This window comes from Mixta mediterraneensis (assembly GCF_014946725.1).
GTDB lineage: Bacteria > Pseudomonadota > Gammaproteobacteria > Enterobacterales > Enterobacteriaceae > Pantoea > Pantoea mediterraneensis.
The window spans coordinates 387,662-414,162 of record NZ_JACFXY010000003.1; the positions used below are offsets into that span (position 1 = coordinate 387,662).

The following is a 26,501-nucleotide window of genomic DNA, read 5'->3' on the forward strand; positions in this document are numbered from 1 at the left end:
TTCAGCGTGGCTACCAAGGCCGCTATTTGGGCACAATCCAGTCGCGGACAGGCAAGAAGTCGCGGTACAACGCGGCTTCTGCCGAACCGGCTTCCGGGTGGTAATCGTATTCCCAGCGCACCAGCGGCGGCATTGACATCAAAATTGATTCGGTGCGCCCGCCGGTCTGAAGGCCAAACAACGTACCGCGATCCCATACCAGATTGAATTCCACATAACGTCCGCGACGATAAAGCTGGAACTGGCGCTCACGTTCGCCCCACGGAAGGGCTTTGCGGCGTGTCACAATCGGCTGATAAGCCGCCATAAAACCGTTGCCAACTGCCTGCATAAAGCGAAAACAGTGGTCGAAATCGGGCGTGTTGAGATCGTCAAAAAACAGCCCGCCAATGCCGCGCTGCTCGTCACGATGCTTTATGTAAAAATAGTCATCGCACCATTTCTTGTAGCGTGAATAAACATCGTTACCAAACGGCTGACACAGATCGAAAGCGGTTTGATGCCAGTGAAGCGCATCTTCTTCAAAACCGTAGTAGGGTGTCAGATCAAACCCACCGCCAAACCACCACACCGGATCGGCACCGGGTTTTTCGGCAATGAAAAAACGCACGTTAGCGTGACTGGTAGGAACATAGGGGTTACGGGGATGAATGACCAGCGACACGCCCATCGCTTCGAAGCTGCGGCCCGCCAGTTCAGGACGATGCGCGGTTGCCGACGCGGGCATTTGATCGCCATGCACGTGGGAAAAATTGACGCCCGCCTGTTCAAATACCGTGCCATCGCGCAGCACACGGCTGCGTCCGCCCCCGCCCCCCGGCCGCTGCCAGCTGTCCTGGGCAAACTGTGCGCCACCGTCTTCGGCGGCGAGACGGTGACAAATATCTTCCTGCAATTGCAGCAAAAAGGCTTTTACGCGTGAAATATCAGGCATGTTTATCGCTTAAGTTTGCAAATTTTACCGGCATTATATCCTAAATAATCCGCGCTGCGGAAAGCTGGCAAGCGCATAAGTCACGGCAGCCTTCCACCCATGCAGTCGGGACGGATGGCGATAATCAGTGCGCCGCCGCGCGAACCAGGACGTAAATTTAAGCCGTGTGGCGATCGTACTCAGCAAAATAATTCACAATGCCATCGGCGATGGCGCTGGCAATTTTCTGGCGAAACGCATGCGTACCAAGCAGCAGCTCTTCGTGTGGATTGGTAATAAAAGACGTTTCCACCAGCACCGAAGGAATCGAAGGGGATTTTAAGACAGCAAACGCGGCTTGTTCGGTGTGCTGACTATGCAGGTGATGTACCGGGCGGATGCGGTCGAGCACATGTTTACCCAGCGTCAGGCTATTTTTGATGGTGTCGGTTTGCACCAGATCGAACAGGATCTGCTGCAAATAGTGCTCCTGTTGCTCGACTTTTGCGCCGCCAATTTTATCCGCATCATTCTCGCGCTTTGACAGATAGCGCGCCATGGTGCTGCTGGCGCCGCGATTGGACAGCGCGAAAACCGAGGCGCCGTTGGCTTCCGGGCTGGTAAAGCCATCCGCATGAATGGACATAAACAGATTCGCGCCGTGTTGGTGAGCAATTTCTACCCGCTGATAGAGTGGAATAAAATGGTCGCTGTCGCGCGTAAGACGCACCTCAATATGCGGATGATCCTGCAACTGACGGCGCACGTTATTGGCAATCTCCAGTACCACATGTTTCTCTTCTGACCCTTGTTCACCCACCGCGCCGGAGTCGATCCCGCCGTGGCCGGGATCGAGCATCACGATGCGCTTGCCGTTTTTTGCCGGTGGGGCAGGATGTGAATGATGCGATGAAGGCAGGGCGGCATCTTCTTTTGCCAGTACAGCGCGCGGTGACAAAATGGCCAGCGCCATGCCTGAAAGCAGCAGCTGGCGACGGTTGGTCAAATGTTTAAGCAATTTCATATTCAGGTCCGTGAAGGGAAACGTGCTACGTGTTATATCGTAGCGTTTTACCGCTCGCGAGCGTCCAGTCATTTCAGGGCTTTACTTTGTATTTCAGCTCGCTAACAGAAAAAACCGTACTTTTTATCCAGACCCGGCTTTTACAGGGTTGCACGACGCAAAGAATGCGTGATAATCAGCAAATTGTGCTTAATTGCAGGTAAAGAACATGGAAATTCGCGCCTTCCGCCAGGAAGATTTTGAAGAAGTGATTACGCTCTGGGAACGTTGCGATTTATTACGGCCGTGGAACGATCCAGAGATGGATATTGAACGTAAGATGAATCACGATCCTGAACTTTTCGGTAATGACTCCAACTTACTGATAGTGTTTTATGTTCAGATAATGTCCGATGACCTTGTCATGCAGCTCCACCGATTTTGAGAACGACAGTGACTTCCGTCCCAGCCTTGCCAGATGTTGTCTCAGATTCAGGTTATGTCGCTCAATGCGCTGAGTGTAACGCTTGCTGATAACGTGCAGCTTTCCCTTCAGGCGTGATTCATACAGCGGCCAGCCATCCGTCATCCATACCACGACCTCAAAGGCCGACAGCAGGCTCAGAAGACGCTCCAGTGTGGCCAGAGTGCGTTCACCGAAGACGTGTGCCACAACCGTCCTCCGTATCCTGTCATACGCGTAAAACAGCCAGCGCTGACGTGATTTAGCACCGACGTAGCCCCACTGTTCGTCCATTTCAGCGCAGACAATCACATCACTGCCCGGTTGTATGCGCGAGGTTACCGACTGCGGCCTGAGTTTTTTAAGTGACGTAAAACCGTGTTGAGGCCAATGCCCATAATGCGTGCACTGGCGCGACATCCGACGCCATTCATGGCCATATCAATGATTGTCTGGTGCGTACCGGGCTGAGAGGCGGTGTAAGTGAACTGTAGTTGCCATGTTTTACGGCAATGAGAGCAGAGATAGCGCTGATGTCCGGCAGTGCTTTTGCCGTTACGCACCACGCCTTCAGTAGCGGAGTAGGAAGGACATCTGATGGAAATGGAAGCCACGCAAGCACCTCAAAATCACCATCATACACTAAATCAGTAAGTTGGGAGCATTACCGATCAGGTCGTGGCGTTTTATGAAAAACTGGATTACGAGCCGGTAGATGCGCTGCTTTTTGGCAAACGGTTGATTGAAGATCGTGAGTATTAATGGACTGAAATATTTGCCGGACGAATATGACGGCAAAGGACAGCTGCGGCTGCCCTTTCTTTTTTGGCTGATTTTACTGTTACTGGCGCGAACGTGGTTATTGCTGGTGATGGCAGGCGCGTCGCGTCAGCAGGGCAGTGATTTGCTGGCGCTGTTTTATCCCGATCGACAGGCATTTTGGATTGGCCTGGTGTCAGGTGCTCCCGCCTTGTTCGACATGCTGCTGACCGGTTATCGCGCGCGTTGGCCACGTATATGGCAATACGGTCACAGCGTGCTGGTGTTATCGCTGCTGGTCAATCTGCTATGGCAAGGCGTCCAGTTTGCACAAAGCGATTTGCTTCGCTCGCCGCTGCCATTGCTGCTGGCGGGTTTTGATCTGCTGGCGCTACTCTGGCTCCAGTTTAATACGCGCTTGCGCGACTGTTTTTTGCCTGAATACCAGCTCGAATAAACTTTTTGCCGCTTTGCGACTCCAACCAGTTCCATCATTATGTATTTCGTTAACAGGAGTTTTCATGAAAGCTGTTCGTTCCACGCTACTGATTGCCGCCGTTATGTTGAGCGGCTGCGCCAGTTCCGGCTCCGGTGCTAACAGCAGCCAGCAGGCAAGCTGGTGGAATCCGCTGAGTTATCACTGGTCTTCGGCATTACCGTGGAACTGGTTTAGTTCTTCACTGACCGTCACCGGGCAAGGCGTCGGGGGGCTTACCGCGTCAACGCCTATGAATGAAAGCAGCATTAAAGAAGGATTAAAGGGGAATTATGACTTGCGTCAGGGGATGCGTGGTCAGAACGGTCAGGTTATCTCTTTCTGGCAGGCGCTGGATGACGATAAGGTGAAGCTGGTGATTTACGGGCAAACGCGCGTTGAGCGGATTGACGTGCTGGACAGCGACATTGTCAGCGCCGACGGTAGCAAAATCGGTGACGCCTTCAGCAACAAGTTCAGCAAAGCTTTTAACAACTGCACGCTGGCTTCTGGTCTGGATAGCCGGGATGTGGAATGCCATGCGCCAGGCAGTCAGCACTTGCGCTACGTCTACAGCGGTGAATGGCATGGTCCAGAGGGTTTGATGCCATCCGATGACACCTTAAAGAGCTGGACGTTAAGCAAAATCATCTGGCAGCGTTAACTGTACACCGGGCTGGCACCAGGCCAGCCTTTGTCTGATCTGCTCAGGCACAGGTTAACAATCCCTCTGCATCACTCCTTTCCCGCTATTCTCAATTTCCGCATAAACATTGCCGCTGTCTTATGCTTTTTTCGACTTTGAAATCATCAAACGATATATAAAACCGTTACAGGTTTTCCCTGAGATATAAATAAACTGGGCATATAGCGGAGGCGTTCCGCATCAAACTTTTTCAGGGTGCCAAATGACTAGTAAAGCGATGAAAAAAATCGTTTGCGGTATCACGTTGTCACTGAGCCTGATGGGCGCAGCCAACGCAACTGAACTGCTTAACAGCTCGTATGACGTGTCGCGTGAGCTGTTTGTTGCCCTGAACGCGCCTTTTGAAAAACAGTGGGATGCCAGCCATCCGAACGACAAGCTGACGATCAAGATGTCACATGCGGGTTCATCCCGGCAGGCGTTAGCTATTCTGCAAGGTCTACGCGCCGATGTCGTGACGTATAACCAGGTGACAGACGTGCAGGTGCTGCATGACAAAGGCAACCTGATTCCAGCCGACTGGAAAAATCGTCTGCCCAATAACAGCTCACCCTTTTATTCCACCATGGCGTTTCTGGTACGTAAGGGTAATCCAAAGCAAATCCACGACTGGTCTGACTTAACGCGTAAAGACGTGAAGCTGGTTTTCCCCAATCCAAAAACCTCCGGTAATGGACGTTATACCTACCTGGCTGCATGGGGCGCAGCGAATAAAGCGAACGGCGGCGATAACGCCAAAACCGAAGCTTTTATGACGCAGTTTCTGAAAAACGTTGAGGTATTTGATACCGGCGGACGCGGCGCAACCACGACCTTTGCCGAGCGCGGGCTGGGTGATGTGCTGATCAGTTTTGAATCTGAAGTGAATAACATTCGCAATCAATACGGCAAAGACGCCTACCAGGTCGTCGTGCCAAAAACCGATATTCTGGCGGAGTTCCCGGTGGCGTGGATCGATAAAAATGTTGAGCACAATAACTCTGCGGACGCGGCCAAAGCCTATCTTCATTTCCTGTATACGCCAGCAGCACAAAAAATTATTACCGACTTTTACTATCGCGTGAACAATCCACAGCTGATGGCTGAACAAAAAGAACGCTTTCCGCAAACTGAACTGTTTCGCGTAGAGGAGACGTTCGGCGGCTGGGATAACGTGATGAAAACCCGCTTCGCCAGCGGCGGCGAGCTGGACAAACTGTTAGCGGCGGGGCGCGGATAATGTTTGCAGCCAGCCAAAAACGGGTTCTGCCCGGCTTCGGTCTCAGTCTTGGCACCAGTCTGCTGTTCACCTGTTTGGTTCTGCTGTTGCCCATCAGCGCAGTGATCATGCAGTTGTCGCAAATGACGCTGCAGCAATACTGGGATGTGATTACTAATCCACAGCTGATTGCTGCCTATGAAGTGACGCTGTTATCTGCGGGTGTGGCGTCACTGTTCAATACGGTGTTCGGTATGCTGATGGCATGGATTTTGACGCGCTACCGTTTTCCGGGTCGCACCATTCTGGATGGTCTGATGGATTTGCCGTTTGCGCTGCCAACGGCAGTCGCGGGCTTAACCCTGGCCGGCCTGTTTTCGGTCAACGGCTGGTACGGACAGTGGTTTGCCTATTTTGACATCAAAATCTCCTACACCTGGATAGGTATCGCCATCGCCATGGCTTTTACCAGCATCCCGTTTGTGGTGCGTACCGTGCAGCCGGTGCTGGAAGAGTTAGGACCGGAATATGAAGAAGCCGCACAGACGTTAGGCGCTACGCCATGGCAGAGCTTTCGCCGCGTGGTGCTACCGGAAGTCGCGCCCGCGTTACTGGCCGGAACGGCACTGTCGTTCACCCGCAGCCTGGGCGAGTTTGGCGCGGTAATCTTCATCGCCGGTAATATCGCCTGGAAAACCGAAGTGACGTCACTGATGATTTTTGTTCGCCTGCAGGAGTTTGATTACCCGGCTGCCAGCGCTATCGCGTCGGTGATTCTGGCTGCATCGCTGCTGTTACTGTTCGCTATCAATACATTGCAGAGCCGCTTTGGTCGTCGCCTGGGAGGCCATTAATGGCAGAGATTTCGCAACTTAATCATGCTGCCCGCCAGCCGGTAAACTGGGGTAAATGGCTATTAATTGGCATTGGAGCATTGGTTTCAATTCTGCTGCTGGTGGTGCCAATGGCATCCATCTTCTATGAGGCGCTCCATCAGGGATTAGGCCTGACCTTCAGCAATCTGACCGACAGCGATATGCTGCACGCGATTTGGCTGACCGTTCTGGTGGCGCTGATTACCGTGCCGGTTAACCTGGTATTCGGTACGCTGCTGGCCTGGCTGGTGACACGCTTTACCTTCCCTGGCCGTCAGTTGCTGTTGACGATGTTTGATATTCCTTTTGCTGTTTCGCCGGTAGTGGCGGGGGTGGTGTATTTGCTGTTCTGGGGCGTTAACGGCCCGGCAGGCGGCTGGCTGGATGCGCATAACATCCAGATCATGTTCTCCTGGCCCGGCATGGTGCTGGCGACGGTATTTGTGACGTGTCCATTTGTGGTGCGTGAGCTGGTGCCAGTGATGCTGAGCCAGGGCAGTCATGAAGACGAAGCCGCAGTGCTTTTGGGTGCATCCGGCTGGCAGATGTTCCGCCGCGTGACGCTGCCGAACATTCGCTGGGCCATGTTATATGGCGTGGTACTCACTAATGCGCGTGCCATTGGGGAGTTTGGTGCGGTCTCGGTGGTTTCGGGATCGATCCGTGGCGAAACCTACACCTTGCCACTTCAGGTTGAATTACTGCATCAGGACTACAACACCGTTGGCGCGTTTACCGCTGCCGCATTGCTGACCCTGATGGCGATAGTGACACTGTTTCTGAAAAGCATTGTGCAATGGCGTTTAGAGCAACAGCACAAGCGCTTGCAACAGGAGGAAAATCATGAGCATTGAGATTAACCAGATCAATAAATCATTTGGTCGCACATCGGTACTGAATAACCTCTCTTTAGATATTCCTTCTGGCCAAATGGTGGCGCTGCTGGGGCCGTCCGGTTCAGGTAAAACCACGCTGCTGCGTATTATTGCCGGGCTGGAACATCAAAACAGCGGACAGATTCGTTTTCACAATAAAGATGTCAGTACCCTGCATGCGCGCGATCGTCAGGTTGGATTTGTGTTCCAGCACTATGCGCTGTTCCGGCATATGACAGTGTTTGACAATATCGCTTTTGGCTTGAGCGTGTTGCCACGCCGTGAGCGTCCGTCGTCTGCTGAGATTAAACAACGCGTGACGCGTTTACTGGAGATGGTGCAACTGTCCCATCTGGCGAACCGTTTTCCGGCTCAGCTTTCAGGCGGACAAAAACAGCGCGTGGCGCTGGCGCGTGCCTTAGCCGTTGAGCCACAAATCCTGTTACTTGATGAACCGTTCGGCGCGCTGGATGCGCAGGTGCGTAAAGAGCTGCGTCGCTGGCTGCGCCAGCTGCATGAAGAGTTAAAATTCACCAGCGTGTTCGTTACTCACGATCAGGAAGAGGCGATGGAAGTCGCTGACCGCGTGGTCGTGATGAGCCAAGGCAATATAGAGCAGGTTGGCACACCAGACGATGTATGGCGCGATCCTGCCACCCGTTTCGTACTGGAGTTCCTCGGCGAAGTAAACCGTTTCGATGGCGAAGTGCGCGGTTCACAATTCTACGTCGGTGCCCATCACTGGCCGCTGAATTATACGCCAGCACTTCAGGGTAACGTCGATCTGTTCCTGCGCCCCTGGGAACTTGATGTATCACGCCAGAGCAGCCTTGAAACGCCGCTGCCCGTCCAGATTATGGAAGTCAGCCCGCGCGGTCACTTCTGGCAACTGGTTGTGCAGCCGAGTGGCTGGCAGAGCGAGCCATTCTCGCTGGTATTTGAAGGTGATCAGTCTGCACCGGTTCGCGGCGAGCGACTGTTTGTCGGTTTGCAGCAGGCGCGCCTCTATCAGGGGGCCCAGCCATTACGCGCTGTTGCCTTTGCTGAAAGCGCCTGATATTTTTTTTCAATACAGGGCGGGAGAAGATCCCGCCCTTTTTTTGCCTCGCCTTTTCTTAATTTGCACCGGGAATGAAAGTGACGACTCTCGAACACACCATCGGCAATACGCCGCTGATTAAACTACAGCGTCTGACGCCCGCTAACGGCAGCGAAGTCTTGCTCAAGCTGGAAGGGAATAATCCGGCCGGTTCAGTTAAGGATCGTGCCGCCTGGTCGATGATTAATCAGGCCGAGCTGCGTGGTGACATCAAACCTGGCGATCAACTTATTGAAGCAACCAGCGGCAATACGGGCATTGCGCTGGCGATGATCGCTGCGATGAAAGGCTATCGTCTGCGTTTGTTGATGCCCGAAAACATGAGTCAGGAACGGCAGGATGCAATGCGGGCTTACGGCGCCGAGCTGGTACTGTTGAGTCGCGAGCAGGGCATGGAAGGCGCACGAGATTTGGCACAGGAGATGGCGGCGCGTGGAGAAGGGCTGGTGCTTGATCAGTTCAACAATCCCGATAATCCGTTAGGTCATTATCAAACCACCGGGCCGGAATTGTGGCAGCAATCCAGTCAGCGCATGACCCATTTTGTTTCCAGCATGGGCACCACGGGCACCATCACTGGCGTCGGACGCTACCTCAAAGAGCAGAAAACCGGGGTAAAAGTCATAGGGTTGCAGCCGAGCGAAGGCAGCAATATCCCTGGCATTCGTCGCTGGTCGCTGGCGTACCTGCCAGGGATTTATCGTCCTGATTTGGTCGATGATGTGATGGATATGTCGCAACAGGAAGCGGAGGACACCATGCGCAAGCTGGCGAAAAAAGAAGGCATTTTCTGTGGCGTGAGTTCGGGTGGCGCCGTTGCTGGCGCATTACGCATCGCTGCTGCGCATCCCGGTAGCGTGGTCGTCGCTATCATCTGCGATCGCGGCGATCGCTACCTTTCAACCGGCATTTATCAATAATTCTCCTGTCCTGAAAGGCTTGTTCGCACCCTGCTGGTGCTGACAGGCCTTTTTTGTCTATAGTCAGCCTGAGAAATTTCTGGCGCCGATTCTGTAAGGATCGCGTAAAACCGGCTGCGTCCGAGGCTGGCTCAGGACAGAATAGCCGCAATTTTGTACGAGAAGATGAACATGAAAATCCTGCTGGTTGATGACGATTTAGAACTGGGTACGATGTTAAGCCAATACCTGATTGCGGAAGGCTTTGATGCACAACTGGTTTTAACCGGGAGCGCGGGCATTGAAGGCGCGCTTTCTGGACAATATATGGCAATGATTCTCGACATCATGCTACCAGACATGAGTGGCATTGATGTATTACGCCAGGTTCGCCAGAACAGCCGTTTGCCGGTGATCATGCTGACGGCCAAAGGCGATAATATTGATCGTGTTATCGGCCTGGAAATGGGCGCTGACGATTATGTGCCGAAACCGTGCTATCCACGTGAACTGGTGGCCCGTCTGCGTGCGGTACTGCGCCGCTTTGAAGAACAAGCGCCACTGCCCGATAAGAAAGAGCTGCTACGCTGGGGCGAACTGACGCTAAATCCTGCTACCCGTATCACCGAATGGCAGGGTAAAGTCTTTGATCTTACCGCTTCAGAATTCAATCTGCTCGATCTGCTGCTGCGTGCGCCGGACCGTGTGGTATCAAAGGATGAGCTGTCAGAGAAGGGGTTGGGACGGCCACGGGAAGCCTACGATCGTAGCGTAGATGTGCACATCAGTAATATTCGACAGAAATTAAGCGCGTTGACGGCCGAAAGCGTCAATATTGAAACGGTACGCAGCATCGGCTATCGCATTCGATGAAATATAGCTATCGCGGACGGATGTTCTGGAAGATCCTTATCGGCTTTTTGGTCGTGTTCGTTATTATTAGTCAGTTGATTTGGCTGGGTTTTACCCTCGCTGGTAAACGCCATGAGCCGCCAGAAATTGTTGCTATCCGCCGTATTGTGAATTTACAAATGGCATCTGCGGTTTCAGTGCTGGAGCGCGGCGGGCTGGGCTCGCTGGATGACATGATGGCTGACTGGGAACCCAACGATCGCCAGTTTTTCAAAATCATTCAGCATAACAGGCCGATAAAAGGTGAAGTGCTGCCGGAAGGATTTAATCCGCCTTTCGAAGGCCATGTCCCTGACGTGATTGTGCGATGGGTAAAAGGGGCGGATGGTAAGCAGTACGAGCTGCGCTATGACGTCAAAGGGATGCGCGAGGACAGCCGAATGGACGGGCCGCGCGACTTTCTGAATATCCCAGAGCCCCTGTTTATTTTTGCCGGTTCGGTGGGGCTGCTGTTCAGTTTTCTGCTGGCGTGGAACCTGACGCGGCCAATGCGCCAGCTACGCGAAGGCTTTTCTCGCGTTGCTGATGGAGATTTAAGCGTTCGGCTTTATCCTGTAATGCGTAAACGCCACGATGAGCTCTCTACCGTGGCGCAAGCGTTTGATGCGATGGTCGAGCGGCTGGATACGCTGGTACGCGCCCGCGAAGAACTGTTGCACGACATTTCTCATGAGCTGCGCTCGCCGCTGGCGCGTTTGCAGCTGGCAACCGGCCTGGCACGACAAACCCCTGAAAGCGTCCATGCTTCGCTGGACCGCATCGACGAAGAAGCGCGACGACTGGATAAGATGATCGGCGAATTGCTTACGTTGTCGCGTGCCGAGCACGAAAGCATGCCAGATGAGCAATACTTTGATCTGACGGGCCTGCTGCATGCGGTGGTTACCGATGTGCGTTATGAGGCACAGATCCCTGGAGTGAAAGTCGATTTTCATGTTGATGAAAGTGCGGATTATACCGTGCGCGGCAATGCGGAGTTGATTCGTCGCGGCGTTGAAAATGTGCTGCGCAATGCGCTGCGTTTTTCACTGAAAGGGCAACACATCCAGGTGCGATTGCAGGCAGAAGATCAGTGGCTGGCGATCCGCGTACGCGATCAGGGACCGGGCGTTGATGAAGAAAAACTCTCCAGTATTTTTGATCCCTTCGTAAGGGTGAAATCGCCGCTGTTGGGCAAGGGTTATGGTTTGGGGCTGGCAATTGTGCGCAAAGTGGTATTAGCGCACCATGGCGAAATTAAAGCTGTAAACCTGCCAGAGGGGGGGCTGGAACTGACCATTCGCTTGCCTCGCTGGCAGCCGTAATAAGGCACAGGTTGATTTTAGATAGCAACAAAAACGGCACCCGAAGGTGCCGTTTTTTATCTGATGTCATTTACTTTTTGATGCGAATCACCGGGGTTTCCCCGACGGTGACCTGGCCAGACAGCTTGGTCAAATCCTTGATCTCATCCATGTTGGAGATGACAACTGGCGTCAGGGTTGATTTTGCTTTCTCTTCCAGCAACGGTAAATCGAACTCGATAACCACATCGCCTTTCTTGACCTTCTGGCCTTCTTCAGCGATACGTTTGAAACCTTCACCTTTCAATTCAACCGTGTCGATGCCGAAGTGAACAAACAGCTCAATACCGTTATCAGATTCAATTGAAAAAGCGTGGTTGGTTTCAAAAATTTTGCCGATGGTGCCATCTACCGGTGCAACCATTTTGTTGCCGTTTGGTTTGATAGCGATGCCGTCACCAACAATTTTTTCTGCAAACACCACATCTGGTACGTCTTCAATGTTCACGATTTCGCCTGACAGAGGCGCGACGATGTCAATTGTCCCTGAGCTATCTGTTTTTTCGCCAAAAAGTTTAGAAAACAAACCCATGATCTTCTCCTAAGCAGTAATTTGGGGCCAGCATTTCGCGGATCAACAGAGCGTTTTTTCTTTGATGAACTTGTTAACCAGGTTCATTAAATCTTCCGCTGTAGGTTGGGCCAGAGCCTGCTCTGCCAACTCCTTCGCATCTTCGAAACGAGTATTGCGAATGATTTTCTTGATGCTTGGGATAGAAATGGCACTCATGCTGAATTCGTCCAGCCCCATTCCCAGTAACAGTAGTGTAGCACGTTCGTCACCCGCCAGCTCACCACACATGCCTGTCCACTTGCCTTCAGCATGAGAAGCATCAATGACTTGCTTGATCAAACCCAACACCGACGGTGTCATTGGGTTATACAGGTGCGAAATTAAATCATTACCACGATCAACCGCCAGAGTATACTGCGTCAGATCATTTGTCCCAATACTGAAGAAATCAACTTCTTTCGCCAGATGACGCGCGATAACGGCAGAAGCGGGCGTTTCTACCATAATGCCGACTTCAATTGACTCATCAAAGGCTTTGCCTTCTTCACGCAGTTGCGCTTTCAGCATCTCCAGTTCTGCCTTCAGGCTGCGTACTTCTTCAACCGAAATGATCATCGGGAACATGATGCGCAGTTTGCCAAAGGAGGAGGCGCGTAAGATGGCGCGCAGCTGAGCATGAAGAATTTCTTTACGATCCATGGCGATACGAATCGCACGCCAGCCGAGGAAAGGATTTTCCTCTTTTGGCAGGTTCATGTAAGGCAGGTCTTTATCGCCGCCGATGTCCATCGTACGTACGATAACCGCCTGGGAACCCATGCCTTCCGCTACGGCTTTATAAGCCTGGAACTGTTCTTCTTCGGTGGGTAGTGAGTCACGGTCCATAAACAGGAATTCAGTACGGTATAAGCCCACGCCTTCCGCGCCGTTACGTTCAGCCCCGGCAATATCGCGTACTGTGCCGATATTGGCGCACACTTCAACCTGATGACCATCCAGCGTAATAGCGGGTAAATCCTTCAGCTTGGCTAATTCATGTTTCTCGGACAGATATTGCGTCTGTACCGCTTTTAGTTCTTCCTGTTTTTCCTCGCTCGGATTGACGTAGATAGTGTTATTTACCCCATCAATAATCAGGAAATCGCCGTTTTTAACAGAAGCAGTAACGTTACCAGTACCGACAATGGCGGGGATCTCAAGTGAACGCGCCATAATTGAGGTATGGGAAGTCCGTCCACCCAGATCGGTGATAAAACCCAGCACCTTTTTCAGATTCAGCTGGGCGGTTTCTGACGGCGTTAAATCTTTTGCTACCAGAATGGATTCTTCCTGAATCGCGCTCAGATCAACAATATGTAAACCTAAGATGTTTTGCAGCAAACGTTTACCGATGTCACGCACATCTGCGGCACGCTCTTTCAGATATTCGTCATCCAGCTCTTCTAACGCTTTCGCCTGGCCATCAATCACAGAATACGCGGCAGCATCTGCGCTGGCATGCTCTTTCTTGATCAGGTCAATGATTTCCTGTTCTAACTCTTCGTCTTCCAGCAACATGATGTGGCCTTCGAAGATGGCAGCTTTCTCTTCACCGAGGGATTCACCCGCTTTGACTCGAATAGCTTCCAGTTGAAGGGCCGCTTTACTGCGGCCATCGAGGAAGCGCTGAACTTCCTGCTCAACCTGGTCATCAGAAATCTTTTTGCGGTTGATGACGATCTCATCTTCTTTCAGCAGCAGAGCTTTGCCGAAAGCGATACCTGGTGATGCTAAAATGCCTGAAATCATAACCTTACCTTTTTATCACGATGGCTGATTGACTCTTTGCGATGCCATTGTCTCGGGACACGTACTCTACGGAAACAATATCGCGGACAGATTGTCCGCGATCAAGGTGCTTGCACCCAATGGCGCAGAGGAGTCAGTTGTCTGAAAGCGAAGTGGAGATTACTCCAGTTCAGCCATCAGTTTAACCAGATGTTCAACGGCTTTCTGTTCGTCTTCACCTTCCGCAGAAAGTGTCACAACGGTGCCCTGAGTCAGACCTAATGTCTGAAGTTTGAACAGGCTTTTTGCGCTTGCTGATTTACCGTTAGAGGTCACGGTGATTTCTGACTGGAAAGCTTTGGCTTCTTTTACAAATTGCGCAGCTGGGCGAGTGTGCAGACCGTTTGGTGCGGTAATGGTAACTTCTTGCTGGAACATTCTATTTCCCCAACGTTATCGTGATTAGTATTGTGAATCTAAAGTCTAGCCTGGAGCCATCACTTTAGCCTGTGTCGGCGCGCTGGTATAGCGTCATACTGACCAATTAATGCGCTTGAATGCGTTTGGTCATTCCACTAAAGCATCCAACAAGTCTGAATGCTTTCTGTGTTAATTATGCCGTGATTTGCCGTTTTGCCAAATCAATAAACTGGTTCAGCATGATCCACTTCAAAAGTGGATTAATTTCAGGCATCGAAATAATTGGCTGTCTAAATACCAGAGCTGTATCACTGAAATCAATCCATCGGGTAATGAAAGTGAGATCTGAACCACAAAAAAGCACCCGGATGGGTGCTTTTTCGGCATTTTCAGACAATAGCCTTACGACTGAAGCTCTTTCTCGGTGAAGAGATCGGCAAATAGCGCGGTACTGAGATAGCGTTCACCGGAAGAGGGAAGGATAACCACGATAGTCTTATTGGCGAAGGCTTCTTCTTCCTGCAGCTTCAGCGCCGCAGCCACAGCCGCGCCTGACGAGATGCCGGCCAGAATGCCTTCTTCTTCCATCAGCTGGCGAGCGGTGCTGATCGCTTCGTCATTAGAAATAGCCACCACGCGATCGATTAATTTTAATCAAGGTTACCTGGGATAAAACCTGCACCAATGCCCTGGATTTTATGTGGGCCAGGCTTGATTTCTTCGCCTGCTAACGCTTGAGCAATGACGGGAGAATCGGTCGGCTCAACAGCGACAGCAATGAGATCTTGTTTACCTTTCGTGTTTTTAATGTAGCGGGTTACGCCGGTTAAGGTCCCACCCGTACCTACGCCTGAAATAAAGACATCGACTTCCCCATCCGTATCTTCCCAGATTTCTGGGCCGGTGGTTTTTTCATGGATTTCTGGATTGGCAGGGTTGCTGAACTGTTGCAGGAGCACGTACTTATCGGGGTTACTGGCGACGATCTCTTCGGCTTTGGCAATCGCGCCTTTCATGCCCTTAGCGCCTTCGGTCAGCTCAAGTTTCGCCCCCAGCGCTTTCAGCAGCTTACGGCGTTCAACCGACATAGTTTCTGGCATAGTCAATGTCAGTTTGTAACCGCGTGCAGCTGCGACATAAGCCAGCGCGATACCGGTATTACCGCTGGTGGGTTCAACCAGCTCAATGCCTGGTTTCAGAATACCGCGTTTCTCTGCGTCCCAAATCATATTGGCACCAATACGGCATTTAACGCTGAAGCTCGGGTTACGGGATTCTACCTTCGCCAGGATGCGGCCGTTACCGATGCGGTTCAGTCGAACCAGGGGCGTATGACCAATTGTCAAAGAGTTGTCTTCATAGATCTTACTCATAGCCTGTCCTTAACTGTATGAATTATTGGGAACCCTCAGAGCATACCTTTTCTGTCTACGTGCGGAAGGAAAGAAATGGCATATCTATATGTCAGGTGGCAATAAGCCCTGATGAAAAATGCATAAGGCCTGCTGATAAGTCTAACGCAGGTTGACCTGAGCCAGCTGAGTGCGGTAGCGATCCACCCACATCGCCGTAGCGCCACAGACCGCAACCGGCATAATGACCAGGTTGAGAACCGGGATCATTGTGAACAGGCTTACCAGCGCACCAAACTGCATGTTGGCCGTTTTATGCTGGCGCAACGCATTACGCATTTGCGGAAAGCTGACTTTATGATTATCAAACGGATAATCGCAATATTGTACCGACAGCATCCACGCACTGAACAAAAACCATAGTAGTGGCGCAACGGTTTGACCAAAGCCGGGAATGAAATAAAGCAGCAATAAACCAAACGCGCGTGGCAGGTAATAGCCTAACTTTTGCAGCTCGCGTTTCATGATACGGGGAATATCCTTTATCATGCCCAGCCAGCCGCCGTCCGGTAAGGGCGCGCCGGTCAAACGGCCTTCCAGTTGCTCCGCCAGCAAGCCGCAAAACGGGGCAGCAATCCAGTTTGCAATGGTTGAGAAAAAGTAGCTAAACACCAGCACGATAGAAATGACCGACAGCGGCCACAGTAAATAACTCAGCCATTGCAGCCAGTCAGGGATTTGTGCCATCAGCTGTGGGATCCAGTTGCCAAGGCGATAAAACAACCAGATAAACGCACCGCCCAACATCACGATATTAACCAATAGCGGGATAACGACAAAACGGCGGATCCCTGGCATACGAACCAGTTTCCAGCCCTGGCTAAAATAGTGCACGCCGTTAAACGATGAAACAGACTTCGCACGATCCATAAAGGCAATTCTCCTGAAGATGTTGTGGCGCGACCATCATAACCTGTCTTTTACACCTGATCAGATGCCGTTTGGGTAAAAAAACAGCGAAAAAGCGTGGCTGGCCTATCTTATTTTTCAGAAAATACTGCACAGACTTGCACTTGTGTAGCAGGGCAAATACAGTTAGAGGATAAAGTTTGCCGCGGTGGCAAGGTATTGGAACAACAGAGAATACAATGATGCAGGATTTGCGTCTGATATTAATCGTTGTTGGCGCGATCGCCATTATAGCGCTTCTTCTTCACGGGCTGTGGACCAGCCGTAAAGAGCGCTCTTCAGTATTCCGCGATCGCCCGCACAAACGTCTTAAACAACGTGACGAACATGATGATGAGGACCTGAGCGACGACGAGGAAGAAGGCGTCGGCAAAGTGCGTGTACGTAATGAACGCCCAGGCCAACAGGAGCCGCGTTTCGACGTCCCTCATGATGCTCAGCCTGAAGCGCCGCAAAAGCCCGCGCCAGTTCAGCCTGCGCGTCAACCGGCTCCGCGTCCTGTCGCGCCGCAACCGGAAAGCGATCCGCTTTTAGAGGTTGCCCCGCAGCCACAACCGCAGCCGCATCCTGAACCCGTGCGTCAACAGCCATCGGAACCCCCCTTTGTTCCACAACCGGTTCAGGCCGATCCGCTGCTGGATTTAGATCCGTTAGAATCTGTCCAGCCAGAACCTGAGTATCAGGCTGAGCCAGAACCAGAAGCAACGGCATCGCCTGAACCGAAAGTGACACCCGCTAAACCGAAAGAAGCCGTGCTGGTGTTACATGTTGCGGCACACTCTGGTGGCGAACTGAATGGCGAAGCTCTGTTGCAAGGTATTCTGCAGGCTGGCTTCCAGTTTGGTGAAATGAATATTTTCCATCGCCATTTAAGTCCTGCCGGCAGCGGTCCTGTGCTGTTTAGTCTGGCAAACATGGTGAAACCGGGCTCGTTTAATCCAGAAACCATGACGGATTTCTCCACGCCAGGGATCTCCATCTTTATGATGGTGCCCTCTTACGGCGACGCGAATCAGAACTTTAAGTTAATGCTGCAATCAGCACAGCGCATTGCGGATGATGTTGGTGGCGTTGTGTTAGACGATGAACGCCGCATGATGACGCCGCAAAAACTGGAAACCTACAAAGCTCGCATTCGCGAAGTGGTAGACGTCTGACCGACGCAAAAAAATTAACCTGTGTCTTAAGCAAACCTCCGCCTGTCGGAGGTTTTTTATCTGATGGGGCTTTATGAAATCTGTCCAGGATCACATCACCGAGCTGCGCACCACGCTGCGTCACCATGAATATCTTTATCACGTTATGGATGCCCCGGAAGTGCCGGACGCTGAATATGATCGTCTGATGCGTGAACTGCGTGCGTTAGAAGAAAAACATCCCGATCTGATTACCCCCGACTCGCCAACACAACGCGTCGGCGCAGCGCCACTGACTATGTTTGAGCAGGTGCGCCACGAAGTGCCAATGCTGTCTCTGGATAATGCATTTGATGAAGCAACTTTTCTCGCGTTCAACAAACGTGTGCAGGATCGTTTAAAAGATACCGATGACATCGCCTATTGCTGCGAACTGAAGCTGGATGGGTTGGCGGTCAGCCTGTTGTATGAGAATGGTTTGTTAACGCGTGCCGCCACGCGTGGCGATGGTACAACCGGTGAAAATATTACGACCAACGTGCGTACTATTCGCGCTATTCCTTTGCGCCTTAAAGGCAATAACCTCCCTGCTCGTGTCGAAGTGCGTGGTGAAGTGTTTATGACTCAACGCGGCTTTGAAAAGTTAAATGACGAAGCCCGCCGCACCGATGGAAAGGTTTTTGCTAACCCACGAAACGCTGCGGCTGGTTCATTGCGTCAGCTTGATCCACGCATTACCGCGAAACGTCCGCTCACTTTTTTTTGCTACGGTTTTGGCTTGCTGGAAGGCGGCGAGATGCCGCACAGTCACATGCAGCGCCTGCAGCAGTTTAAAGCGTGGGGATTGCCGGTCAGTGATCGGATTCGTATTGCGCATAATGCCGAAGAAGCCCTGGCATTTTATCGCGATATTGAACAGCAGCGCCCGTCGCTGGGCTTCGATATTGATGGCGTAGTGATAAAAGTCGATTCACAGGAGTTGCAGGAACGGCTGGGCTTTGTCGCGCGTGCGCCGCGCTGGGCAATCGCATTTAAGTTCCCGGCACAGGAACAAATGACACTAGTGCGCGATGTAGAGTTTCAGGTAGGACGTACTGGCGCCATCACGCCGGTTGCGCGCCTTGAACCGGTTCAGGTGGCGGGAGTCACCGTCAGCAACGCCACGCTGCATAATGCCGATGAGATCGAACGCCTTGGCCTGCGGATTGGCGACAAAGTGGTAATTCGTCGCGCGGGCGATGTCATTCCCCAGGTGGTCAATGTCGTCACTTCCGAGCGCCCTGATAACGCAAGTGAAGTGGTGTTTCCAACTCATTGTCCGGTATGTGGTTCAGACGTTGAACGTGTAGAAGGTGAAGCCGTTGCGCGCTGTACGGGCGGCCTGATTTGTGGCGCGCAGCGCAAAGAAGCGCTCAAACATTTCGTTTCCCGCCGCGCCATGGATGTGGATGGAATGGGCGACAAAATCATCGATCAGCTGGTTGAAAAAGAATACGTTAACACCCCGGCTGACTTGTTTCGTCTTACTGCGGGCAAACTAACCGGCCTTAATCGCATGGGGCCGAAATCGGCACAAAATATAGTGGATGCGCTGGAAAAAGCTAAATCGACTACGCTGGCGCGCTTCCTGTATGCACTTGGGATCCGTGAAGTGGGGGAGGCAACCGCCGCTAACCTGGCAAATCACTTCGGTGAGCTGCAAAAAGTGATGGATGCCGATCTGGATGCGCTGATTGCCGTACAAGACGTTGGCAAAGTGGTTGCTGCACATGTGCGTAATTTTATGGAAGAGGAAAGTAACCGCGAAGTCATTCGTCAGTTAACCGATGACATCGGTATTCACTGGCCGCAGGTAGCCGTGGTAAAAGCTGAAGAAATCGACAGTCCGTTTGCCGGAAAAACGGTTGTATTAACCGGTTCGCTGTCACTGATGAACCGTGATGATGCGAAAGAGCGCTTAACAGCACTGGGCGCTAAAGTAAGCGGCAGCGTTTCTAAGAAAACCGATCTGCTGATTGCCGGTGAAGCCGCCGGTTCTAAGCTGGCAAAAGCGCAGGAGCTGGGTATTGAGGTGATAGACGAAGCCGAGATGATCCGTCTGCTAGGAGCGTAAAATGGATAAACAGCAATTGGTTGAGATAGCCAATACCGCCATGCCCTTTGGCAAATATAAAGGCCGAATGCTGATTGATTTACCTGAGCCTTATCTGTTGTGGTTCGCCCGCAGCGGCGATTTTCCTTCTGGCCGCCTGGGTGAACTGATGCAGTTCACGCTGGCGATCAAAATGGAAGGATTAGACGGGTTGGTAAAGCCGCTAAAACACAATACATAACAAACCACGCTTTGTGGAGTGCTTTTCCCGGTTAAATACTCAGGAAAGCCCACTCGGCGGGGTATCGACTTAATACTTATTTCTGTGATTCGGCTACTGCAACGTCTACCTGCTGTTTCTCATTATTTTTCTTATACCGTCCGGCAATGAACGAGCACACCATCAACTGCACCTGATGAAAAATCATAAGCGGCAAGACGATGATCCCCACGGTGCTGGCCGGGAACAGAATATTCGCCATGGGCACGCCGTTCGCCAGGCTCTTCTTCGAACCGCAGAACAACACCACGATTTCATCGGCACGGCTGAAACCAAACAGACGGGACGCCAAAAAATTAATCACCAGGGCGAAGAACAGCAGCACGATACAACCAGCAAGGATCCATAGCAGCGTATCAACCCCCACGCGATGCCAAATGCCATTCACCACGGCTTCGCTGAAGGCGGAGTAGACGACTAAAAGAATTGAAGTCTGGTCAGTTTTGCCAATCAGGCTGCGATGTTTTTCGACCCAGCCGCTAATCCAGCGACGCGACAAATGTCCCAGCACAAAAGGCACCAGCAATTGCAGCATGATTTTGCCAATCTGCTCCAGGCCGTTGCCCGGTGCATTGCTGTGTATATCCATAACCAGATTCACCAGCAGCGGAGAGACAAATACGCCCAGCAAGCTTGAAGCGGATGCGCTACAAACGGCTGCCGCCACGTTACCGCCTGCCATTGAGGTAAAGGCGATTGCCGATTGCACGGTTGCAGGCAAAATACACACATACAGGAAACCGGTATAAATCTCAGGACCAACATTAACCGGATGCCACCATACCAGCAGTAAACCCAGGATGGGAAACAACACAAACGTGCTGCACATGATCCACAAGTGAAGCTGCCAGTGGCTGCTACCGGCAATGATTTTTTCACGCGACAGTTTAGCGCCATGCATAAAGAACAGCAGCGCGATGGCGGCGGTTGTCAGATATTCGAAGAAATCGACGAACCCGCCTTTAGCAGGTATGAAAGTGGCGAGCAGCACGGTGATGAGGAGTTTTATCATCATCGGATCGAGTCGTAAAAATCCCATTGTTGCAATCCGGTTAAAATTTCAATGGAAGAGATTGTGCGTGAACTGGGTTTAGAAATAAAATTGATTTATTGAATTAATCTATGAGCATTTTCGATAAATTATACATTACGCCAGTTGCGTACCTTTGTTGCTGTCGCGCAGCATGGAGGATTCAGTCAGGCTGGACACGCTATCGGACTCAGCCAGTCTGCGGTGAGCCACAGCATTAAGGAGCTGGAAGCGGAAGTTGGCGTACGCCTGCTCGATCGTACCACGCGCGAAGTATTACTCACCGAGGCCGGTCAGCAACTGGCGTCGCGTATGGCACGCTTGCTGGAGGAGATGAACACGACGCTGCTGGATATTCGCAGCTATGGCGAGCAACGCAGCGGGACCGTGCGTATCGCCGCGAGCCAAACTATCTCAGCTCACTTAATGCCGCAATGTCTGGCATCCAGTCAGCAAAACTTTCCTGACATCAAAGTGATCCTTAATGATCGCGTGCAGCAGTGGGTGTTGCAAAGCGTACGTAATGCTGAAGTAGATTTCGGTATTGTGATCGGCCCGCTCAGCGATACTGATTTTGATTGCCTTGCCATTCTTGACGAGCCTTTTTTATTGCTGTGCCGCAATGATGATCCACTGGCGAGCGTTGAGAAAGCACAATGGTTGATGCTGGACAGGCGCATTATGGTACTGCAGGATTACGCTTCGGGTAGCCGGGTTTTGATTGATGCGGCGTTGCGCGAACAAGGAATAAAGGTTGAGATAGTGCAGGAGATTGGTCATCCGGCCACGCTGTTCCCGATGGTGGAAGCCGGTATTGGTATTAGCATTTTACCCGCGCTGGCGTTGCCATTACCGGCGGGGCGGGCATTAACGGTACGGCGTTTATATCCAGAAATTAATCGCAGTCTGACATTAATAAAGCGCAAGAATCGCTCTCTCACGCCAGCCGCTGAAGCGATCTGGCAGGAAGTGCGTCAGCAGGCAATGTTACTGACGCAACAACGCACGCTCAAACCGGCATTTTAGACGTAAACATCCACCTGATTGCTAGCGGTGGGACGGTTAATGCCATCTGCTTTAATTTCGTTAGTCTGTTTTACTTCCTGAGATTGCTGCGATTTTTCAGCCTGCTTCTGTTGTAGCTGAGCGATTTGCGCTTGCAGCATTTGAATCTGCGATTCCAGCAGCTGCTGCTGTTCGGCTTTCTCCTTATCGCTTAAATCGCTGTTGCTGGAAAGTTCTTTTAACTGTTTAGTGACGGTTTGGATTTGTTTGGTCAGGCTGGCGATTTGTGAAGAGACGTCGCTGCCGCTACTGCTGCTAACGCTGGTCGCGCTCGATATTGTAGTCATGGTGTTCTCCTTGCAAATGTTCATTATCGTTATCGACACAAGATGAAAAGGCTTGAGGAGACGGAGTGTTAAAGTTTAGAAAAGAGAGAAGGGCGATTTTGTCTCATCCTGCACGTTAAATACTGTGCGTCTGAAACGAAAAAAGCGCCTAAAGGCGCTTTTCTCTGAATTGGTGGGTCGTGCAGGATTCGAACCTGCGACCAATTGATTAAAAGTCAACTGCTCTACCAACTGAGCTAACGACCCGAAGTGGTGGGTGATGACGGGTTCGAACCGCCGACCCCCTCCTTGTAAGGGAGATGCTCTACCAACTGAGCTAATCACCCACTTCGGTACTGCTTAACAAGAGTGTCATCAGACTAAGATATGGTGGGTGATGACGGGCTCGAACCGCCGACCCCCTCCTTGTAAGGGAGATGCTCTACCAACTGAGCTAATCACCCATATCTTCTCTCTTGTTCACTGCGGGCCACCTTAAGAGTGGTGGGTGATGACGGGTTCGAACCGCCGACCCCCTCCTTGTAAGGGAGATGCTCTACCAACTGAGCTAATCACCCCCGCTGTGTGGAGTCGCATTATAGGGATAGTTGATTTCGAGTCAACGGTTTTTAAAACTTAAATGTGCGTTCGGTTTAAAATTAAACATCCTGCAGGGGTTTTGGTCAATGTGCTGGTTTTATTAGCAGAAAGAGTCCGTTTCGCCAGTCCCGGTTGGCTCACATGCATTGAGGATTCACCGCCAGGTGCTAGAATGTGCGCACTGTTTTTCGCGTCTAACCCGTTTTCTGTCATCCAGACAGAGAACTCGCGCATTTAAGGCAATACTGAATGAAAATCAAAACGCGCTTTGCGCCAAGCCCGACCGGCTATTTACATGTGGGCGGCGCTCGTACCGCACTTTATTCCTGGCTTTTTGCTCGTCATAACCAGGGCGAATTTGTTCTGCGTATCGAAGATACCGATCTTGAGCGTTCCACGCCGGAAGCTATCGAAGCCATTATGGATGGCATGAACTGGTTGAGCCTTGACTGGAATGAAGGCCCCTATTATCAGACCCGGCGTTTCGATCGCTATAACGCAGTGATTGATGAAATGCTGGATGCGGGAACGGCCTATAAATGTTATTGCTCGAAAGAGCGTCTGGAAGCGCTGCGTGAAACGCAAATGGCAAATGGCGAGAAGCCGCGCTATGACGGCCGCTGCCGTGACAGTCATGAGCATCATACCGCTGATGAACCTTGCGTGGTGCGTTTTCGCAATCCGCAGGAAGGTTCGGTGATTTTCGACGATCAGATCCGTGGTCCAATTGAATTCAGCAATCAGGAACTGGATGACCTGATCATCCGCCGTACTGATGGTTCCCCTACCTACAACTTCTGCGTGGTCGTTGATGACTGGGATATGGGCATCACCCATGTTATTCGTGGTGAAGATCATATCAACAACACACCGCGTCAGATCAATATCCTGAAAGCGATAGGCGCAGAAGTGCCAGTGTATGCACATGTTTCAATGATTCTGGGTGATGACGGTAAAAAACTGTCTAAACGTCATGGCGCTGTCGGCGTGATGCAGTATCGCGATGATGGTTATCTTCCAGAGGCACTGCTCAATTATTTAGTGCGCCTGGGCTGGTCACACGGCGATCAGGAAATTTTCAGCATTCCAGAAATGATGGAACTGTTTACGCTGGAAGCGGTAAGTAAATCTGCCAGCGCCTTTAATACAGAAAAGCTGCAATGGCTAAACCATCATTATATTAATGCGCTGCCGCCGGAATATGTTGCGACGCATCTGCAATGGCATATTGAAGAACAAAAAATTAATACTCGTAGCGGTCCGGAACTGGCGAAGCTGGTGACACTGCTTGGCGAGCGTTGCAAAACGTTGAAAGAGATTGCCGCCTCTTGTCGTTATTTCTATGAGGATTTCGCTGAGTTCGATGCTGACGCAGCGAAAAAGCATTTACGTCCGGTAGCACGTCAGCCGCTGGAAGTGGTACGCGACAAGCTGGCTGCGATTAGCGACTGGAATGCTGAGAATGTACATCAGGCTATTCAGAGCGCCGCTGACGAACTGGAAGTGGGTATGGGTAAAGTCGGTATGCCGCTGCGTGTCGCCGTAACGGGCGCGGGTCAGTCACCGGCTCTGGATGTGACTGTCGAAGCAATCGGTCGCAGCCGCAGCGTAGAGCGTATTGATAAAGCGCTGGCCTTCATTGCTGAACGTGAAGCGCAGGCCTGATAACAATGCCGGAAGCATAATGCTTCCGGTCTCTTTACTCTTCGCTGATTCCCAGACGCTGCAATACGCCTTTTATCCCTTCTCGCAAAATCAACGCCATGAGTAAATCTTGTTCGTTAGTCGTCATTTGCTGAACAGAACTTATTAATAACGCAGGTAATGAATTAGGTTGGGCACCGTAAATAGCCACTGGCTCATTCAGGTTACGTGTGGACTGGATAAAGCTTTTAACGCGTTCGTCAATATGAATCAACCGCGCTTTACCGCCTTGTACACCGGGTTTCGGCGTGGTGGTCCAGTTTTCGCGCTTGATCCATTTATTCACTGTCTGCCGACTGTAGCCCGTTTCAATTGCGAGCTCTTCGGGTGTTAGCCATTCCTTTTTCACTATGCTATCCCTGTTCAATACATTAGTTGTACATATTACAGCAAATTATAACGTGTGAAAGTAACTCAGGGGGAAATTACCTTTCCCCTGGCGACAAAAGATAAAAAAATTATTAAGCAGTGGTAGCTTGTTCGCCAGTAGGACAGAAGGCGAAAAAATCGCGCAGGCCAACGAAAATTACACCGCCGACGTTATTACCAGGAAACACGGCAATGAAATGTAGTAACTAGTCTGCCCAGCTCAACTGACCGGCAAAGTTGCTGCGGGAAAAATAAACATATTCACGGCAACGTCCTATCGCCGCTGGCGACGAAGGCCATAACCGGCATCAAGCATGGCACATAGGCAATTTGCCTGCCTCCACTTATTAGCATACTAAGTTTCACATGGCGTTTCGGTGAAGTAAAGCATCGCTGAAAAAGGTTGTCGCCTTTTTCAGCGATCAAACACAGGAATGTCATTTTGCCGTTGACACCCCGGGGGCGGTTTCATATGATGCCGTCCGTCGCTTAACACGACAGTTTTTCGGTTCGGGGCTATAGCTCAGCTGGGAGAGCGCTTGCATGGCATGCAAGAGGTCAGCGGTTCGATCCCGCTTAGCTCCACCAAACATCTTCCCAGGTGTTTGGTACTGAAGAAACGATCCCAGATGTGGGGGTATAGCTCAGCTGGGAGAGCGCTTGCATGGCATGCAAGAGGTCAGCGGTTCGATCCCGCTTATCTCCACCAATCATCTTTTTCTCTTCAAAATCAAAAAGTTATAAGATTTTGAACGAGTGTCTTTACTCCGAAACTGCCACAGTGTTGTTAGTGGCGATTTGTGAGAATAACATCCCTGTGGCCTGTAGTTAAGTAGCTCGAACAGGTATCAGTACATAACTCGAAAGCTAATGACGCGTCACAGTCTCTAAACACCTCTCTCAAAACTTTCATTCGTTCCACACTTAGCGCGGTGTTCCGTAATGCCATGTCGTGAGACAGCACAGGGAATAAACAGGCGATAGATGGGAATCCTAACCAGATCGGGAAAGTATCTGGCTCTGCCACGGTTTGAGCCACCGGATTATAACGGCTACCTGATAAGAGAATGAGTGAAAGTAGAACACTGAGGATGCCTACGGCGCTGATCGGTTAGTACCCCATCACGGCGTCATAGATACTGCTACGCTTTAAAAAACATTTAAGTTAAAACAAGCGAAAATTCATGAGTGACTTGAAGCTTTGCAAAGGTGAATAGGTTTCTGAGGGGACGGTTTGAATTGATTGGCGGTTTGATATTGTATTGATTGGGGCATAAGCCCCAATCATTTATGTGTACTAGCTCAGACCTGATCTGACAGTTACCGGTTATTTATACAGGTGTCTGTCAGATTAAATCTGGTTCAGATTCTTTTCTGCCCAGACCCGTTTTCCATCAAGTAACGTGGCCATTGGCGT

General features: G+C 51.2%; 25 protein-coding genes, 6 tRNA genes and 3 pseudogenes. 18 read left to right on the forward strand and 16 right to left on the reverse strand.

The features are described from left to right. Positions 1–22: 22 nt before the first annotated feature. Positions 23–934 carry an oxygen-dependent coproporphyrinogen oxidase gene (gene hemF, locus H2P46_RS08510; RefSeq protein WP_193404673.1) on the reverse strand — a complete coding sequence of 304 codons (912 nt, stop codon included), beginning with the start codon at positions 932–934 and terminating at the stop codon, positions 23–25. A 157-nt stretch (positions 935–1,091) separates the two neighbouring features. Further along, entirely contained in the window at positions 1,092–1,937 is an 846-nt protein-coding gene (amiA, locus tag H2P46_RS08515; protein ID WP_193404674.1) for an N-acetylmuramoyl-L-alanine amidase AmiA, read from the reverse strand. A gap of 208 nt (positions 1,938–2,145) precedes the next feature. Between amiA and H2P46_RS08520 the strand changes: the two are divergent. Next, positions 2,146–2,280, forward strand: a pseudogene (locus H2P46_RS08520) (GNAT family acetyltransferase); the annotation flags it as partial. Positions 2,281–2,295: 15 nt separating this feature from the next. On the opposite strand, the gene H2P46_RS08525 reads toward H2P46_RS08520, so the two are convergent. Next, a protein-coding gene (locus H2P46_RS08525) for an IS1 family transposase (protein WP_338103636.1) occupies positions 2,296–2,993 on the reverse strand; the annotation gives its coding sequence in 2 pieces (ribosomal slippage) (positions 2,296–2,744 and positions 2,744–2,993; 699 coding nt in all). A gap of 55 nt (positions 2,994–3,048) precedes the next feature. Between H2P46_RS08525 and H2P46_RS08530 the strand changes: the two are divergent. The 10 genes and pseudogenes from H2P46_RS08530 to H2P46_RS08575 form a co-directional block, all read left to right on the forward strand. Next, positions 3,049–3,141: pseudogene (locus tag H2P46_RS08530) on the forward strand (GNAT family acetyltransferase); the annotation flags it as partial. Continuing rightward, entirely contained in the window at positions 3,137–3,595 is a 459-nt protein-coding gene (locus H2P46_RS08535; RefSeq protein ID WP_420846536.1) for a DUF2919 family protein, read from the forward strand. The pseudogene H2P46_RS08530 and the gene H2P46_RS08535, both read left to right, overlap by 5 nt. A 64-nt stretch (positions 3,596–3,659) precedes the next feature. After that, positions 3,660–4,277 carry an RpoE-regulated lipoprotein gene (locus H2P46_RS08540; protein ID WP_193404676.1) on the forward strand — a complete coding sequence of 206 codons (618 nt, stop codon included), beginning with the start codon at positions 3,660–3,662 and terminating at the stop codon, positions 4,275–4,277. 244 nt (positions 4,278–4,521) lie between these two features. Continuing rightward, positions 4,522–5,538 (forward strand): sulfate ABC transporter substrate-binding protein, encoded by a 1,017-nt coding sequence (locus tag H2P46_RS08545; RefSeq protein ID WP_193404677.1) that lies wholly within the window; start codon positions 4,522–4,524, stop codon positions 5,536–5,538. After that, entirely contained in the window at positions 5,538–6,371 is an 834-nt protein-coding gene (gene cysT, locus H2P46_RS08550; RefSeq protein ID WP_193404678.1) for a sulfate/thiosulfate ABC transporter permease CysT, read from the forward strand. The genes H2P46_RS08545 and cysT overlap by 1 nt, the downstream gene beginning before the upstream one ends. Continuing rightward, complete coding sequence (gene cysW / locus H2P46_RS08555) at positions 6,371–7,246, forward strand: sulfate/thiosulfate ABC transporter permease CysW (protein ID WP_193404679.1); 876 nt, start codon at positions 6,371–6,373, stop codon at positions 7,244–7,246. Before cysT ends, cysW begins: the two co-directional genes overlap by 1 nt. Further along, entirely contained in the window at positions 7,236–8,324 is a 1,089-nt protein-coding gene (gene cysA, locus H2P46_RS08560; RefSeq protein ID WP_193404680.1) for a sulfate/thiosulfate ABC transporter ATP-binding protein CysA, read from the forward strand. The genes cysW and cysA overlap by 11 nt, the downstream gene beginning before the upstream one ends. An 80-nt stretch (positions 8,325–8,404) precedes the next feature. Further along, entirely contained in the window at positions 8,405–9,286 is an 882-nt protein-coding gene (gene cysM, locus H2P46_RS08565; protein ID WP_193404706.1) for a cysteine synthase CysM, read from the forward strand. Positions 9,287–9,457: 171 nt separating this feature from the next. Continuing rightward, on the forward strand, positions 9,458–10,138 hold the full coding sequence (locus H2P46_RS08570) for a response regulator transcription factor (protein WP_193404681.1): 681 nt from the start codon (positions 9,458–9,460) through the stop codon (positions 10,136–10,138). Beyond that, positions 10,135–11,481, forward strand: coding sequence for an ATP-binding protein (locus H2P46_RS08575; RefSeq protein WP_193404682.1), 1,347 nt, complete (start codon positions 10,135–10,137; stop codon positions 11,479–11,481). Before H2P46_RS08570 ends, H2P46_RS08575 begins: the two co-directional genes overlap by 4 nt. Before the next feature lie 70 nt (positions 11,482–11,551). On the opposite strand, the gene crr is transcribed toward H2P46_RS08575, so the two are convergent. The 6 genes and pseudogenes from crr to cysZ all read right to left on the reverse strand — a co-directional run bounded on the left by crr (position 11,552) and on the right by cysZ (position 16,503). Next, complete coding sequence (crr, locus tag H2P46_RS08580; protein ID WP_193404683.1) at positions 11,552–12,052, reverse strand: PTS glucose transporter subunit IIA; 501 nt, start codon at positions 12,050–12,052, stop codon at positions 11,552–11,554. 42 nt (positions 12,053–12,094) lie between these two features. Continuing rightward, a complete protein-coding gene (ptsI, locus tag H2P46_RS08585) occupies positions 12,095–13,822 on the reverse strand; it encodes a phosphoenolpyruvate-protein phosphotransferase PtsI (protein WP_193404684.1) in 1,728 nt (575 codons plus the stop codon). A gap of 159 nt (positions 13,823–13,981) precedes the next feature. Further along, positions 13,982–14,239: a phosphocarrier protein Hpr gene (gene ptsH / locus H2P46_RS08590; RefSeq protein ID WP_003848868.1), complete on the reverse strand. Its 258-nt coding sequence runs from the start codon at positions 14,237–14,239 to the stop codon at positions 13,982–13,984. 175 nt (positions 14,240–14,414) lie between these two features. Further along, positions 14,415–14,618, reverse strand: a complete 204-nt coding sequence (locus H2P46_RS22955) for a hypothetical protein (RefSeq protein WP_238938963.1) — start codon at positions 14,616–14,618, stop codon at positions 14,415–14,417. A 5-nt stretch (positions 14,619–14,623) separates the two neighbouring features. Next, positions 14,624–15,594, reverse strand: a pseudogene (gene cysK / locus H2P46_RS08595) (cysteine synthase A). Positions 15,595–15,735: 141 nt separating this feature from the next. Next, positions 15,736–16,503, reverse strand: a complete 768-nt coding sequence (gene cysZ / locus H2P46_RS08600; RefSeq protein ID WP_193404685.1) for a sulfate transporter CysZ — start codon at positions 16,501–16,503, stop codon at positions 15,736–15,738. Positions 16,504–16,721: 218 nt separating this feature from the next. On the opposite strand from cysZ, the gene zipA reads away from it, so the two are divergent. From zipA to H2P46_RS08615, 3 genes are all read left to right on the forward strand, one after another. Continuing rightward, the gene (gene zipA, locus H2P46_RS08605) at positions 16,722–17,699 is read left to right on the forward strand and encodes a cell division protein ZipA (RefSeq protein WP_193404707.1); all 978 of its coding nucleotides are present in this window, start codon (positions 16,722–16,724) and stop codon (positions 17,697–17,699) included. Between the two features lie 73 nt (positions 17,700–17,772). Continuing rightward, positions 17,773–19,791 (forward strand): NAD-dependent DNA ligase LigA, encoded by a 2,019-nt coding sequence (gene ligA / locus H2P46_RS08610; protein ID WP_193404686.1) that lies wholly within the window; start codon positions 17,773–17,775, stop codon positions 19,789–19,791. A gap of 1 nt (position 19,792) precedes the next feature. Beyond that, on the forward strand, positions 19,793–20,011 hold the full coding sequence (locus tag H2P46_RS08615; protein WP_193404687.1) for a DUF3820 family protein: 219 nt from the start codon (positions 19,793–19,795) through the stop codon (positions 20,009–20,011). A 76-nt stretch (positions 20,012–20,087) separates the two neighbouring features. Here H2P46_RS08615 and H2P46_RS08620 read toward each other — a convergent pair whose 3' ends face one another. Next, positions 20,088–21,089, reverse strand: coding sequence for a bile acid:sodium symporter family protein (locus H2P46_RS08620; protein WP_193404688.1), 1,002 nt, complete (start codon positions 21,087–21,089; stop codon positions 20,088–20,090). Positions 21,090–21,185: 96 nt separating this feature from the next. Here H2P46_RS08620 and H2P46_RS08625 point away from each other — a divergent pair, with 96 nt between their 5' ends. Continuing rightward, on the forward strand, positions 21,186–22,106 hold the full coding sequence (locus H2P46_RS08625; protein ID WP_193404708.1) for a LysR substrate-binding domain-containing protein: 921 nt from the start codon (positions 21,186–21,188) through the stop codon (positions 22,104–22,106). Here H2P46_RS08625 and H2P46_RS08630 read toward each other — a convergent pair. From H2P46_RS08630 to H2P46_RS08650, 5 genes are all read right to left on the reverse strand, one after another. After that, complete coding sequence (locus tag H2P46_RS08630; protein ID WP_193404689.1) at positions 22,103–22,432, reverse strand: FlxA-like family protein; 330 nt, start codon at positions 22,430–22,432, stop codon at positions 22,103–22,105. The two genes, H2P46_RS08625 and H2P46_RS08630, sit on opposite strands and share 4 nt — an antisense overlap. Before the next feature lie 170 nt (positions 22,433–22,602). Beyond that, a tRNA-Lys gene (locus tag H2P46_RS08635) sits at positions 22,603–22,678 on the reverse strand. A 4-nt stretch (positions 22,679–22,682) separates the two neighbouring features. Next, positions 22,683–22,758, reverse strand: a tRNA-Val gene (locus H2P46_RS08640). 41 nt (positions 22,759–22,799) lie between these two features. Continuing rightward, positions 22,800–22,875, reverse strand: a tRNA-Val gene (locus H2P46_RS08645). Positions 22,876–22,913: 38 nt separating this feature from the next. Beyond that, positions 22,914–22,989 (reverse strand) — tRNA-Val (locus H2P46_RS08650). Positions 22,990–23,260: 271 nt separating this feature from the next. On the opposite strand from H2P46_RS08650, the gene gltX reads away from it, so the two are divergent. After that, complete coding sequence (gene gltX / locus H2P46_RS08655; protein ID WP_193404690.1) at positions 23,261–24,676, forward strand: glutamate--tRNA ligase; 1,416 nt, start codon at positions 23,261–23,263, stop codon at positions 24,674–24,676. Positions 24,677–24,710: 34 nt separating this feature from the next. Here gltX and H2P46_RS08660 read toward each other — a convergent pair whose 3' ends face one another. Next, positions 24,711–25,064, reverse strand: coding sequence for a YfeC-like transcriptional regulator (locus tag H2P46_RS08660; RefSeq protein ID WP_193404691.1), 354 nt, complete (start codon positions 25,062–25,064; stop codon positions 24,711–24,713). Between the two features lie 532 nt (positions 25,065–25,596). Here H2P46_RS08660 and H2P46_RS08665 point away from each other — a divergent pair. Continuing rightward, positions 25,597–25,672, forward strand: a tRNA-Ala gene (locus H2P46_RS08665). A gap of 45 nt (positions 25,673–25,717) precedes the next feature. Next, positions 25,718–25,793, forward strand: a tRNA-Ala gene (locus H2P46_RS08670). Positions 25,794–26,501 lie beyond the last annotated feature (708 nt).

Coding starts and splice junctions, on each gene's coding strand:
- hemF (WP_193404673.1), bottom strand. CDS start 934: ATGCCTGATATTTCACGCGTAAAAGCCTTTTTGCTGCAATTGCAGGAA.
- amiA (WP_193404674.1), bottom strand. CDS start 1,937: ATGAAATTGCTTAAACATTTGACCAACCGTCGCCAGCTGCTGCTTTCA.
- H2P46_RS08540 (WP_193404676.1), top strand. CDS start 3,660: ATGAAAGCTGTTCGTTCCACGCTACTGATTGCCGCCGTTATGTTGAGC.
- H2P46_RS08545 (WP_193404677.1), top strand. CDS start 4,522: ATGACTAGTAAAGCGATGAAAAAAATCGTTTGCGGTATCACGTTGTCA.
- cysT (WP_193404678.1), top strand. CDS start 5,538: ATGTTTGCAGCCAGCCAAAAACGGGTTCTGCCCGGCTTCGGTCTCAGT.
- cysW (WP_193404679.1), top strand. CDS start 6,371: ATGGCAGAGATTTCGCAACTTAATCATGCTGCCCGCCAGCCGGTAAAC.
- cysA (WP_193404680.1), top strand. CDS start 7,236: ATGAGCATTGAGATTAACCAGATCAATAAATCATTTGGTCGCACATCG.
- H2P46_RS08570 (WP_193404681.1), top strand. CDS start 9,458: ATGAAAATCCTGCTGGTTGATGACGATTTAGAACTGGGTACGATGTTA.
- H2P46_RS08575 (WP_193404682.1), top strand. CDS start 10,135: ATGAAATATAGCTATCGCGGACGGATGTTCTGGAAGATCCTTATCGGC.
- crr (WP_193404683.1), bottom strand. CDS start 12,052: ATGGGTTTGTTTTCTAAACTTTTTGGCGAAAAAACAGATAGCTCAGGG.
- ptsI (WP_193404684.1), bottom strand. CDS start 13,822: ATGATTTCAGGCATTTTAGCATCACCAGGTATCGCTTTCGGCAAAGCT.
- ptsH (WP_003848868.1), bottom strand. CDS start 14,239: ATGTTCCAGCAAGAAGTTACCATTACCGCACCAAACGGTCTGCACACT.
- cysZ (WP_193404685.1), bottom strand. CDS start 16,503: ATGGATCGTGCGAAGTCTGTTTCATCGTTTAACGGCGTGCACTATTTT.
- zipA (WP_193404707.1), top strand. CDS start 16,722: ATGATGCAGGATTTGCGTCTGATATTAATCGTTGTTGGCGCGATCGCC.
- ligA (WP_193404686.1), top strand. CDS start 17,773: ATGAAATCTGTCCAGGATCACATCACCGAGCTGCGCACCACGCTGCGT.
- H2P46_RS08615 (WP_193404687.1), top strand. CDS start 19,793: ATGGATAAACAGCAATTGGTTGAGATAGCCAATACCGCCATGCCCTTT.
- H2P46_RS08620 (WP_193404688.1), bottom strand. CDS start 21,089: ATGGGATTTTTACGACTCGATCCGATGATGATAAAACTCCTCATCACC.
- H2P46_RS08630 (WP_193404689.1), bottom strand. CDS start 22,432: ATGACTACAATATCGAGCGCGACCAGCGTTAGCAGCAGTAGCGGCAGC.
- gltX (WP_193404690.1), top strand. CDS start 23,261: ATGAAAATCAAAACGCGCTTTGCGCCAAGCCCGACCGGCTATTTACAT.